We start from the raw sequence: 11,595 nt of genomic DNA on the forward strand, positions 1-11,595 counted from the left end.
GGGCGGGGCGGCGTCCCGTTCCGGCTGGGCGACGGGTTCGTTGAAGCGGTGGACGAGGTGGGTGGCGCCGTCGCGGTCGCGCTCCAGGCCGATCCAGGAGTACACGTTCCCGAGGACGGTGAGCCCGGCCCTGGCGCCGGGCGCCGCGGCGTCCAGGGCCAGTTCCACGGTGACCCGGCGGGGGCCGACCGGCAGCCGCTGGGCCAGCACGTGGGGCAGCAGCCGCAGGTCGTGCGCGTCCGGGGTGGGCTGGCAGGCGAGCCGCAGGCCGTCGCCGGGGCCGGGGAGCGTCCAGCCGGGGCGCGGGTTGGCCAGCCAGGACCACTGGAGGCCGTGGACGCCCTCGGGGAAGTCGTCGTCGGTGGCCGGCCGGGCGGTGGGCTGGCCGGCGACGGGGAGCGGCCCGCCGGCCACCGGCTGGCCGGCGGCGCCGAGCACCGGCCAGCCGTCCGCGTCCCAGCGCAGGGGTTGCAGGTGCGCCACCCGGCCGAACGCGCCGCGCTGCTGGAAGTGCAGGAACCAGTCGGAGCCGGCGGCCGTGGTCACCCAGGCGCCCTGGTGGGGGCCGTTGACGTCGGTGTCGCCCTGGGCGAGCACCACCCGCTCCTCGTAGGGGCCGAATACCGAGCGGGAGCGGAACGCGCCCTGCCAGCCGGTCTCCACGGAGCCGGCCGGGGCGAGGATCCAGTACCAGCCGTCCCGCCGGTAGAACTTGGGCCCCTCCAGGGTGAACCAGCCGGGCAACGCGTCGCCGTCCACGACGACCCGGCCCTCGTCGAGGACCGCCGTGCCGTCCGGGCTCATCCGGTGGCAGGTGAGCCGGTTCCTGACGCCGGAGCGCGACCTGGCCCAGCCGTGGACCAGGTAGGCGGCGCCGTCCTCGTCCCACAGCGGGCAGGGGTCGATCAGGCCCTTGCCCGCCCTGACCAGGTGCGGCTCGGTCCAGGGCCCGGTGATGGCGGGCGCGTTGACCTGCTGGATCCCGAAGTCCGGGTCGCCCCAGAAGATCCAGAACCGGCCGGCGTGGTGCCGCAGCGCCGGCGCCCAGACGCCGTCGCCCGGGCGCGGCGCGGTGAACTCGTCGGCCGGTTCCAGGCGGTGCAGCGCGTGGCCGACGAACCGCCAGTTGACCAGGTCGCGGGAGTGCAGCAGCGGCAGCCCGGGCACCCGGCTGAAGCTGGAGGCGGTGAGGTAGAAGTCGTCGCCGACCCGGATGACGTCCGGGTCCGACCAGTCGGCCGCCAGCACCGGGTTGCGGTAGGTGCCGCCGTGGAGGTCCGTCACGCCCCGCTCCCCCAGCCCTTGCCGGCCCACGGCGCGCCGAGTTCGGCGTAGCCCGCCAACTCGGCGGCGCCGCGCGCGGTCAGCTCGTCGACGCCGGGGATGACGCGGCGCGGGCCGCCCTCGCCCGGCTCGACGCGCCAGGCGTCGGCCGGCAGTTCGGCCGGCTCGGGGGCGGTGCGCACCGCCTCCACCAGCCTGGTGAACGCGCCGGTGCGCTCCAGCGGGACCAACAGCGGCTCGCCGTCCCGCAGATGGGCGACCAGGTTCTCCAACAGGTCGGTGCGGCCGTGCCGGCTGGTCACCGGCTCGTGCCCGTCGCGTTCGAGCAGCACCTCGTCGGCCTTGTACCAGAAGGTGATCCGGCCGTGCTCGCCGTGCACCACCACGTACGGCTCGCCGGGGCGCTCCGCGCACAGCGTGACGGCGGTGACGATCCGGCCGCCCGACGCGGTGCGGATCCGGGCGCAGGAGGTGTCGTCGGCGGCGATGTCGTTGATCCGGTACAGCTCCAGGTCGACGCCGGCGACGTCCTCGACCCGGTCCGAGCCCTCGATCCGCAGCGCGGTGGCGGTGGCGTGGGCCAGCGGGTTGGTGAGCACGCCGTCCACGACCTCCCGGCCGTCGAGGACGCGGTGCCCGCCCCACGGGGCACGCCGCCAGTACGCCTCGTCGCGCACCCAGGCGCCGGCGGCGCCGATGCCGCGCACCGCGCCGACGACACCGTCCGCGACGAGGCGGCGGATGGCGTCGACGGCGTGTGAGCCGAGCGACTGGAAGCCGATCTGGCAGGCGGTGCCGGCCGCGGCGACGCCGGCCGCCAGCTGCTCGAACGCGGCCATCGAGGGGGTGGGCGGCTTCTCGAGCAGCAGGTGGACGCCGTGCCCGGCGGCCAGCAGGCCCAGCTGCTCGTGGGTGTGGATGGGGGTGCAGACCACGGCGATCCGGGCGCCGGTGGCGGCGAGGAGTTCCGCCAGGTCGGGGGACTGCTCGACCCCGCGGGGGTCGAGCCCGGACGCCGCGAACTCGGCCGGTTCCAGCGGCGCGAGCTCGCAGATCCCGGCGAGCCGCACCACACCGCGGTCGGCGAGCCGGGCGATGTTACGCAGGTGCCACCTTCCGTGGCCCCGGGCGCCGGCGAGCACCACGGGCAACGGTTCGGCCGCTCCTTCGGTCAGGATGCTGTCGTTCATCGTGCGGTGCGAACTCTCTTTCTGGTGTCTCGTGGCAGGTCACCCCTTCACCGCCCCGGCGCTGAAGCCGGTGATCAGCCAGCGCTGGATGAAGGCGAAGACGATGACCACGGGTACGGCCGCCACCACCCCGCCGGCGGCGAGCGCGCCGAGGTCGACGCTGTCGGAGCCGATCAGGGTGTTGAGGCCGACCGGAATGGTCTGTTTGTCGTTGGAGTTGAGGAACATCAGGGCGAACAGGAAGTGGTTCCAGCTGTGCACGAAGGCGAAGGAGCCGACCGCCACCAGGCCGGGACGCAGCAGCGGCAGCACGATGGCGAGGAAGCCGCGCAGCCGGGAGCAGCCGTCCACCCAGGCGGCCTCCTCCAACGAGGCCGGCACGTTTCTGATGAAGCCGCTGATCAGGATCATCGACAGGGGCAGTTGGAAGACGGTCTCGGCGAGGATCACGCTCCACAGCGAGTTGAGCAGTCGGAGTTCGCGGAACACCTCGAAGAGCGGCACCAGCATCAGCGCGCCGGGGATGAACTGGGAGCAGAGCAGGGCGAGCATGAACGGCATCCGCAGCCGGAACCTGAACCGTGCGAGGGCGTAGCCGCCGGAGAGCGCCACCAGCATCGTCATCAGCATGGTGGCGACGCCGACCCGGACGCTGTTGACGAAGTAGGTGTCGAAGCCGCGCTCGGTCCACACCTTCTCGAAGTGCTGGCCGGTGACGGGCCAGGGCACCAGCGAGTCGGAGCCGGGCTCGCGCAGCGCGAACAGCAGCATCCAGTAGAAGGGGATCAGGGTGAAGAGCAGGTAGAGGCCGAGCGGCAGGAGGACCTGCCAGCGCGGCGGCTCGTCGTGCGGGCGGCGGCGCCGGCGGCGGGCCCCGCCGGCGGGCGGCGCGGGCGGCGGCTCGTCGGTCGCCGGCCGGGGGTCGTGGCCGAGGCTGACGGTGGTCACCTGTCGTCACCTCCGAACTTGCTCAGGCGCAGGTAGAGGATCGAGCAGAACAGCAGGATCACGAAGGCGACCGTGGTCAGCGCGGCGGCGTAGCCGAACTCGTTGCCGTCGATGCCGGTCTGGGCGACGTACAGCGGCAGGGTGGTGGTCCGCCCGGCCGGCCCGCCGCCCGTGAGGGTGTAGAGCAGGTCGACGTTGTTGAACTCCCACACCGCGCGGAGCAGCGTGGAGAGGACGATGGCGTCCCGCAGGTGCGGCAGCGTGATGTGCCAGAAGCGGCGCAGCCGGCCGGCGCCGTCGACGCCGGCCGCTTCGTAGAGGTCCTTGGAGACGGACTGGAGGTCGGCCAGGATGAGGATCGCGAAGAACGGGACGCCGCGCCAGAGTTCGGCGACCACCGCGCCCCAGAACACGGTGCCGGTGTCGGCGAGCACGGAGGTGCCGTACTCGCCGATGCCGGCGTCGGCCAGGTAGCGGCTGAGGCCCGTGGACGGGTTGTAGAGCAGCAGCCAGATGGTGCTGGTCAGCACTCCGGAGACGGCCCACGGCGAGAAGACCAGGGCGCGGGCCAGGCCGCGCCCGACGAAGGTCTGGTTGATCAGCAACGCCAGGACCAGGCCGAAGACGAGTTGGAGGCCGACCTCGACGAACACCCAGCGGGCGCTGAACGCCAGGGTGTCCCAGAAGAACGGGTCGTCGGTGAGGATCTCCCGGAAGTTGTCGAGGCCGGCGAACCCGTTCCGCCAGGGCTTGGTGGCGTTGTGGTCCCGCAGGCTGTAGTAGAGGACGCTGAGCATCGGGTAGGCGATGAAGCCCAGCATCAGCAGCCCGGCGGGCGCGATCAGCAGGTAGGGCAGACAGCGTGACGTGCTTCCGGCTCGGCGGCGGGGGCGCTTTGGCCTTGCCGGCCGTTCTTGGTGCGCGATTGCCATCGTTACCTCTCGAAGCCTTCAAGCTGTCGTGGCCTCCCCGGCTGAACGGCCCCCGGCCGCCCGGCGGCTCAGCCGGCGTAGGGCTCCGGCACCTCCCCCGGTCGGGACAGGAACGCGAAGTCGCAGCCGGTGTCGGCCTGGGTGATGTGCTCCTGGTAGAGCGCGCCGTAGCCGCGCCCGTACCGCTCGGGCGGCGCGGTCCAGGCCGCGCGGCGCCGGGCCAGCTCCTCGTCGTCGACCTCCAGGCGCAGCACCCGGGCCTCGACGTCGAGGGTGATCAGGTCGCCGTTCTCCACCAGGGCGAGCGGGCCGCCGACGTGCGACTCGGGCGCGATGTGCAGCACGCAGGCGCCGTAGCTGGTGCCGCTCATCCGGGCGTCGGAGAGCCGCACCATGTCGGTGACGCCCTCCTTCAGCAGGTAGTCGGGGATCGGCAGCATGCCGTACTCGGGCATGCCGGGGCCGCCGAGCGGGCCCGAGCCGCGCAGCACCAGCACGTGGTCCCTGGTGATGTTCAGCTCGGGGTCGTTGATGGTGCGCTGCATCGTGCGGTAGTCGTCGAAGACGACGGCGGGGCCGGTGTGTCGGTGCAGGTGCGGCTCGGCCGAGATGTGCTTGATGACGGCGCCATCGGGGGCGAGGTTGCCGCGCAGCACGGCCAGGCCGCCCTGCTCGGCGAGGGGGTTGTCGACGGTGCGGATCACCTCGTCGTCGTGGACCAGCGCGTCCGCCAGCTGCTCGCGCAGCGAGGCGTGCGCGATGGTGGGCCGGTCCAGGTGCAGCACCCCGGCCTCGCCGAGCCTGGCGAGCATCCCGGGCAGCCCGCCCGCGTAGTAGAAGTCCTCCATCAGGAACCGGCCGCCCGGGCGGACGTCGGCCAGCACCGGCACGGTCCGCGCGATGCGGTCGAAGTCGTCGAGGTCGAGCGGCACCTGGGAGCGGCCGGCCATCGCGACCAGGTGGATCACGGCGTTGGTCGAGCCGCCGAGCGCCAGCACGGTGGCGATGGCGTCCTCGTAGGCCTCGCGGGTGAGGAAGCGGGAGAGCGTGGCGCCCTCCTCGACCAGCCCCACCGCGCGCATCCCGGCGGCGGCCGCCATCCGCTCGTGGCCGGAGTCGACGGCCGGGATGGCGGCCGCGCCCGGCATGGTCACGCCCAACACCTCGGCGGCCGAGGTCATGGTGGAGGCGGTGCCCATCGTCATGCAGGTGCCGGCCGAGCGGGCGAGCCCGTTCTCCAGCTCCGCCATCTCCCGGTCACCGATGCGGCCGGCGCGCTTCTCGTCCCAGTACTTCCACATGTCCGTGCCGGAGCCGAGCGTCTCGCTCCGCCAGTGGCCGCGCAGCATCGGACCGGCGGGCACGAACACGGTGGGCAGGTCGGCGCTGGCCGCGCCCATCAGCAGCGCGGGCGTCGTCTTGTCGCAGCCGCCCATCAGCACGACGCCGTCGACCGGGTAGGAGCGCAGCAGCTCCTCGGTCTCCATGGCGAGGAGGTTGCGGTAGAGCATCGGCGTCGGCTTCTGGAAGGTCTCCGACAGCGTCGCCACCGGGAACTCCAGCGGGTAGCCGCCGGCCTGCCACACCCCGCGCTTCACGGCCTGCGCGCGTTCCCGCAGGTGCTGGTGGCAGGGGTTGATGTCCGACCAGGTGTTGAGGATCGCGATGACCGGCTTCCCGAGGTGCTCCTCGGGCAGGTAGCCGAGCTGCCGGGTCCTGGCCCGGTGGCTGAACGTCCGCAGCCCGTCCGTGCCGTACCACTGGTGGCTGCGGAGGGTCTCCGACGGCCGACCCGAGCCGGCCCCGGCCTGGCGGCCGGCGCGCTCCACGGGAGCTTCGGCCTCGCCGGCCGAGCCGGGGCCGGCCGCGGCCGTTTCGGGGGTGCGAGGGCTCCGCCCCCGCACGACGGGTGCCGTGGGGCTCACGCGACCTCCCACCCCTCGACTATCGCCGCGACCGCCGCCCGCGAGGGCTCCGGCAGGACCGAGCTGGGCGGGCGGACGTCGCGCCGGCACAGGCCGAGCGCGGCCAGCGCCTCCTTGACGACCGTCACGTTGTCGGCCGACTGGCGCGCCGCCCGCAGCTCCTCGAAGACGCGGATCCGGTCCCACACCCGCATCGCCGCCGGGTAGTCGCCGACGCGCAGCGCCGCCAGCATCTCCCGCGAGATCGCCGGCGCGACGCCGACCAGGCCGGAGGTGAAACCGGTGGCGCCGCACGCGAAGTACGCGGGCGCGTACAGCTCGGCGAGCCCGGCCACCCAGACGAAGCGGTCGCGCCCCGCGTCCCGCGCGAAGGTCGCGAACCGCACCGGGTCGGGCACCGCGTACTTCGCGCCGACGACGTTGGGGCTCAGCTCGCCGAGCCGCGCCAGCGAGGCGCCCTCGATCGCCGGGTTCCGCACGTAGGGGACGACGCCGAGCTCCGGCACCGCCTCGGCGACGAGGCGGTGGTACTCGATCCAACCGTCCTGCGAGACGTACGGGTTGACCGGCTGGTGCACCATCACCATCGACGCGCCGGCCTCCGCCGCGTGCCGGGCCGCGGCGACCGCCGTCGTCGCGTCCTGGCCGACGCCGACGATGACCTGCGTCCCGTCGCCCGCCTCGGCGACCGTCAGCTCGGTCTCGACGCGCCGCTCCTCCAGGGTCAGGGAGTAGAACTCGCTGGTGTTGCCGTTGGCGGTGAGGGTGCGCACCCCGCCGTCCACCAGCCGGCGGACCAGCGTCCGGTAGACGTCCCGATCGAACGCGCCGTCGGCGTCGAAGGGGCTGACGGTGATGGCCACCACATCGGCGAGTGCGGCTCGCTGCGCCGCGAAGTCGTTCATCACGCTTCTTCCTGTTCCCTTGCCTGTCGTTCGTGTTCGGGTGCCGGCGGCCCGCCGTCCAGGGCCGACGCCTCCGCGGGGAAGGCGCGGTGGACGAAGGCCAGGATGTGCGCGCGCAGCAGCTCGGCCGCGCCCGGCGCGTCGCCGGCCTCGGCCCGGGCCAGGATCGCCCGGTGTTCCTCGGCCTCCCGGTCCCAGGTGGGCCGGGCCTGCCAGGCCACGGAGGACACCAGCGCGGCCTGGTCGCGCAGCTCGTCGAGCATCCTGGCCAGCAGCGGGTTCCCGCAGGGCAGGTAGAGCGCCCGGTGGAAGTCGCGGTTGGCCAGGGAGCGCTCCGCGGTGTCCTTCGCGGTGTCCGCGCGGGTCAGCGCGGCGTGCGCGGCCGCCAGGTCGGCGCCGGAGCCCACGGTGCGGCTCAGCGCCTCGGGTTCGAGCAGCAGCCGGACGTCGTAGACCGAGCGGGCCATGGCGGCGTCCACGGTCCGCACCGAGGCGCCGCGGTACTCGCTCATCTCGACGAGCCCCCGGCCGGCCAGCGTCTTCAACGCCTCCCTGACCGGCGTCTTGGAGACGCCGAACCGGGCGGCGAGCTCGTTCTCGACCAGCGGCGAGCCCGGTTCGAGCACACCGGTCAGGATCGCCCGCGTCAGGTGCTCCAGGACGAACTGGGTGCGGGAGGGGATGGGCACCGGCGCGGCGCCGGACAGCGGAGCGTTCACGCGCGTCGTTTCTCGTGTCTCGTATCTCGTATATGACATCTGGTGTACGGCATACGCCATATGACGTGCGCCGCCGACGAACGTAGGTCGGCCCCGGGGCGGCGTCAACGGTTCTGACAGAAATCGCTTGCCGTCCCGGCGGCGCGCGGCGTGCCACGCCGCCGGGACGGGATCGCGGGCGGGATCAACTGCAGGTGCTGCGGCTGCTGTTGTTCAGCGTGAGGTTGCGGTAGGTGATCCGCACGCCGCACGGGTTCTCGGTGAGCGAGTTGTTGGTGAGCGTGAGGTTCTGCAGCGTGACGTCGCTGGTGTTCGCGAACTCGGTGCGGGCCGCGATCCGCACCCCGCCACCGCCGGTGATCGTGCCGCCCTGGGTGGCGATGTTCACCCCGTAGCAGTTCTCGATCAGGATGGCGTTGTTCCCGGTGTTGGAGATGGTGACCCGGTCGATCTGCGCGCCACCGCTCTCCGAGACGCAGAACACGCCGCGCCCGCCGCCCCTGGCGATCACCTCGCCGACCCGGATGTTCACCGGGTAGCTGCTGCCGATCCGGCCGTTCCGGTTGGCCATCCGGAACGCGGCGTAGCCGGTGCCGGTGCCGGCGTTCTCGGCGTCGACCCGGGTGATGGTGGCGTTGATCGTGTCGTTGAGCAGCAGCCCGGACTCGCCGACGTTTCGGGCCGTGACCGTGCCGATGGTGATGCCGTCCACGCCGTAGGTCTCCACGGCGTGGCTGCCGCTGCCGGAGACGAAGACGTTGTCGATCCGCACGTTGCGGGTCCGGACGTTGCGGTTGGAGTGGTTGTCGATCCGGACGCCGAGGCCCCCGGAGAGCTGCATGTTGATCTGCCCGAGGGTGATGTTGGTGCCGTTGCGCACGAAGATGCCGAAGTAGGGCGCGCCGGTGATCGAGACGTTCTGCACCTCGACGTCGGTGGTGTTCTGGGTGCGGATCGGCGCGTGGTTGGCGCCCACGGTGCCGCTGGAGTTGATCGTGCCGCAGACGTCGAGCACGGTGTAACTGGGCAGGTCCAGCGACTGGTTGCCGGGCACCGAGCCCGAACCGCGCACCACCACGCGCTGCTTGGAGGTGCGGCCCGGGGTCAGGCTGTTCACGGCCGCGCGCATCGCGGAGAGCATGTCGGTGCCGGAGTAGCCGGGCGCGGTCCAGGTGTTGCCGTTGCGCACCGCCTCCGCCTGGTACGAACCGTCGCCGCAGGCCGCGACGCCGATGTCGTCGGCGGCGACGGCCGGCCCGCTCATCGTGGCCCCGGCGGTGACGAGGGCGACCAGGGCCGAGAGGAGAAGGGTGACCTTGCGCTTCGTGCGGGGCTCGCCGAGAGGCTTGCCTGCGGGCTCGTCGAGGGGCCTGCTGATGGGGGTTGCGGCTCTGCGTCCCATCGTTCACTCCTGAAGCTGGGGCCTGTGGGGGCCGGTGGGGGATGGAGACCGCGCGCCACCTCATCGAACATGAATCGATTCACGACCGGCCTGTCCTCGACCGGGGAGTGACATGGACCCAGGGAGATCGAGCGGCGCCACGGCGACGTCTGGCGAGACCGGCACGAGATACGGCGCCGGCCGGGAAAGCGCTTGCCGAGCCTTGCTGAACCGCGAGTATGGCAACGGCCCAACGGCCCGTCAATAACCGGTAAAGCGGGGGCGCCGCGCTGGCTTCCGGGACCTCCCGCGGCCTGCGGCCGGCGGCCGGGCCCGCCGCGTCACAGCAACTCGCCGCGACTCCTGCGGTTGGCCTCCCGAACCCGCGCACGCAGCAGTTCCGCCAGGCCGATCTCCCGCAGATCCTCCGGCCGTACGTCCCACTCCCGCCCGCCGCCGACCGGCCGGAGCTGCACGTACGGGCCGACGCGGCCCATCACGACGCCGCCACGCCCCGCCCTGGCATCCCAAGCGGGTGCACCGACCTCGGGCACATCCGCAGCATCCGACCCACTCCGCACAGAACCTCCCGCGTTTGCCGTAGTCGAGCAATCACTGAGGGTGGTTCACCATTTCGGGCACCGCACCGGCGGAACGACGCCATAATCGCCATTGCCACATAGCCTCTTGAAGTGTCGCCAATGGCAGGGAGGCTGACCATGAACGAGCCGCTACGGCGTGCGATCTCGGAGTCCGGGCGAACGGCGCATCAACTGGCCCTGGCGTGCGGGGTCGAGGACCGTACGGTGGAGAGGTGGTTGTACGAGGGGCGCGTGCCGCGTCCTCGGGCCCGGGTGGCCGTCGCCGAGGTGCTGGGAGTTGAGGAGCGCGTGTTGTGGCCGGCCGCCGCGAGGGCGGTTGTGAAGACGGGGGCCGATCGCGAGGTCGTCACCGTATACCCGTACCGATCGGCCTGCCCTTCGTCGGTGTGGCGCGGGCTGATCACGGACGCGCGGGAGCAGTTGACCTTCGCGGGCTACACCAACTACTTCCTGTGGCTCGACCACCCGAACCTGGCCGGCGTGCTGCGGAGGAAGGCCGGGGCGGGTGCGTCCGTGCGGTTCCTGCTGGGCGATCCGGAGTCCGAGGTGACGCGGCGGCGCGAGGCCGTCGAGGCGACGGCGCTGACCGTCTCCACCCGGATCCGGATCACTCTGGAGCACCTGGCCCGCATCGGCCGGACCGAGCGGATCGAGGCGCGGTACAGCGACGCCGAGTCACATGTCTCGCTGTCCGTCTTCCGGTTCGACGACCAGATGCTGGTGACGCCGCATCTGGCGAAGCTGGTCGGCCACGACTCCCCCATGCTGCATCTGCGGCGCCTCCAGGACGACGGGATGTTCGACCGCTTCGCCTCGCACGCCGAGGAGTTGTGGCGCGACGGACGCCGCGTCGGCCCCGAGGGCGAGAGGCCGGCCTCGCTTCCCTGACCCGTCAGCCGCGCCGCGGCGGCTGGGCGAACTCGTCGGCCCGTGGACGTCCTGGGACTCGGGAACCCGCGCACGGGAGCTGGATCCAGCGGATCGCAGCCGCCGCGCGCGGGCGGGCGGACAGCCGGTGTGTGTGGCGCGCGGTTTCTAGCCCTCCACCTCGTACTGCCCGGTCAGCCGGAAGTACCGCAACGCCTCGGGGGAGCCGTCGTCGAGGACCGCGTTGATGGCGGCACGCATGGCGGGGCTGATGTCCGGGTCACCGAGCATGGTGGCGATGTAGACGGCGTCGTCCTCCGCCTGGGCGAGCCGGTACCCCGTCTCCCGGAAGGCGCGTGCCGACTCCGGGGTGTAGGCGTCGAGTGTCGCGTTGGCCAGCTCGATGACCGCTTTGTCGTTGTTGAGCCTCGCTTGGTGGAGGGCCCTGGCGACGGCGACCAGGTCGTCCTCGAACTGAACCCTCGCGTAACCGGTTTCCAGGAAGGCGCGTGCCGACTCCGGGGTGCGGGTGTTGAGCACCTCGTTGCATGCCTCGATGACAGCCCTGTCGCCGGCTCTCGTAGCCCGGCCGAGGATGGTGCCGATGGCCACCAGGTCATCCTCGAACAGGGCCTGCTGGAATCCGGTGGTGAGGAACGCGCGCATGTCCTCGACGGTGCCGTTGAGTGCCTTGTTGGCTTCCCTGACGACTCCCTTGCCGTCGTGCGTCGCCAGGATGTCGGCTATCGCGGCGCGCAGTTCGGCCTCCGTCATCTCGTCCACCGGCGTGTCGGACGCGACCGTGACGCTGGTCGGTGTGCCCGCCGGGGCGGCGGCGAGGG

At 72.4% G+C, this 11,595-nt stretch carries 11 protein-coding genes; 1 reads left to right on the forward strand and 10 read right to left on the reverse strand.

Annotation, left to right across the window (positions count from 1 at the left end; all coding sequences use genetic code 11):
* The 9 genes from E1283_RS21840 to E1283_RS21880 form a co-directional block, all read right to left on the reverse strand.
* On the reverse strand, nt 1-1,284 hold a 1,284-nt coding region (locus E1283_RS21840; protein WP_132819815.1), incomplete at its 3' end, for a glycoside hydrolase family 43 protein.
* The gene (locus tag E1283_RS21845) at nt 1,281-2,474 is read right to left on the reverse strand and encodes a Gfo/Idh/MocA family protein (RefSeq protein ID WP_132819816.1); all 1,194 of its coding nucleotides are present in this window, start codon (nt 2,472-2,474) and stop codon (nt 1,281-1,283) included. The genes E1283_RS21840 and E1283_RS21845, both read right to left, overlap by 4 nt.
* A 39-nt stretch (nt 2,475-2,513) precedes the next feature.
* Complete coding sequence (locus E1283_RS21850) at nt 2,514-3,422, reverse strand: carbohydrate ABC transporter permease (protein ID WP_132819817.1); 909 nt, start codon at nt 3,420-3,422, stop codon at nt 2,514-2,516.
* Nucleotides 3,419-4,354, reverse strand: a complete 936-nt coding sequence (locus tag E1283_RS21855) for a carbohydrate ABC transporter permease (RefSeq protein WP_132819818.1) — start codon at nt 4,352-4,354, stop codon at nt 3,419-3,421. Before E1283_RS21855 ends, E1283_RS21850 begins: the two co-directional genes overlap by 4 nt.
* A 68-nt stretch (nt 4,355-4,422) precedes the next feature.
* Nucleotides 4,423-6,183 (reverse strand): L-arabinonate dehydratase, encoded by a 1,761-nt coding sequence (gene araD / locus E1283_RS21860; RefSeq protein ID WP_132819825.1) that lies wholly within the window; start codon nt 6,181-6,183, stop codon nt 4,423-4,425.
* A gap of 92 nt (nt 6,184-6,275) precedes the next feature.
* Complete coding sequence (locus E1283_RS21865; RefSeq protein ID WP_425086210.1) at nt 6,276-7,187, reverse strand: dihydrodipicolinate synthase family protein; 912 nt, start codon at nt 7,185-7,187, stop codon at nt 6,276-6,278.
* The gene (locus E1283_RS21870) at nt 7,184-7,903 is read right to left on the reverse strand and encodes a GntR family transcriptional regulator (protein WP_279571284.1); all 720 of its coding nucleotides are present in this window, start codon (nt 7,901-7,903) and stop codon (nt 7,184-7,186) included. Before E1283_RS21870 ends, E1283_RS21865 begins: the two co-directional genes overlap by 4 nt.
* Nucleotides 7,904-8,087: 184 nt before the next feature.
* Nucleotides 8,088-9,305 (reverse strand): right-handed parallel beta-helix repeat-containing protein, encoded by a 1,218-nt coding sequence (locus tag E1283_RS21875; protein WP_132819821.1) that lies wholly within the window; start codon nt 9,303-9,305, stop codon nt 8,088-8,090.
* A 320-nt stretch (nt 9,306-9,625) separates the two neighbouring features.
* Nucleotides 9,626-9,838: a hypothetical protein gene (locus E1283_RS21880; protein ID WP_132819822.1), complete on the reverse strand. Its 213-nt coding sequence runs from the start codon at nt 9,836-9,838 to the stop codon at nt 9,626-9,628.
* A gap of 432 nt (nt 9,839-10,270) precedes the next feature.
* On the opposite strand from E1283_RS21880, the gene E1283_RS21885 reads away from it, so the two are divergent.
* A complete protein-coding gene (locus E1283_RS21885; RefSeq protein ID WP_341829945.1) occupies nt 10,271-10,774 on the forward strand; it encodes a hypothetical protein in 504 nt (167 codons plus the stop codon).
* A gap of 147 nt (nt 10,775-10,921) precedes the next feature.
* Here the strand turns inward: E1283_RS21885 and E1283_RS21890 are convergent.
* The coding region (locus E1283_RS21890; RefSeq protein WP_132819824.1) for an ALF repeat-containing protein at nt 10,922-11,595 on the reverse strand (674 nt) is incomplete at its 5' end.

This window comes from Streptomyces hainanensis (assembly GCF_004348415.1).
Lineage (GTDB): Bacteria > Actinomycetota > Actinomycetes > Streptomycetales > Streptomycetaceae > Streptomyces > Streptomyces hainanensis.